General features: G+C 30.8%; 1 protein-coding gene. It reads left to right on the forward strand.

The genetic code is table 11. From position 1 onward, the window contains the following. Positions 1 to 159: 159 nt before the first annotated feature. Positions 160 to 548: hypothetical protein (locus H4J57_RS19555; protein ID WP_182244001.1), on the forward strand; the 389-nt coding region annotated here is incomplete at its 3' end.

Here is a 548-nt window from a genome sequence, read left to right on the forward strand (position 1 = left end):
CATTAGTTAGCTTTCTGCTAAAGTAATAATTCTTTACGCCATAATTAGTTAATACCCACAAATCAATAATATAATGATGATTAATCTATACATATCTGATATTTTCTAAGAAGTTATAAATATATTTACTCGTTTTACCTATTGAAAATGGAAGTCTATATGTTAGAAAAGGAATACTATCGGTTAAGTGAGTTATCTCGACACTCAAAAATAAGCCTTGAAGATTATCAATACTTTATCGAAAACTATAAAGAAACATTATATTTTCGTTTACATGATCAACCCATTGTTATTGTTGAGCAGTTCTCCAAAAAGGAATTAACAGAGTTCAACGAAGACTCAGATAACCTCTTTCAAGAACTAACAGAATTAACCTCTACCCTTGATGAAGAAGAAACTCAATATCAGGGGGTATGTGTTGGTCACTATTCAGGGTTAGCACGTTTATCAAGACAAGATAAAAAGACACTTTTAAGGGAAGGAACTGTTCGATGTTTCCATGTAAGAATCGATGACATTAAAGGTTTAAAACGTGAAAATAAGGCTTA

The organism is Colwellia sp. BRX8-7 (assembly GCF_014077275.1).
Taxonomy (GTDB): Bacteria; Pseudomonadota; Gammaproteobacteria; order Enterobacterales; family Alteromonadaceae; genus Colwellia_A.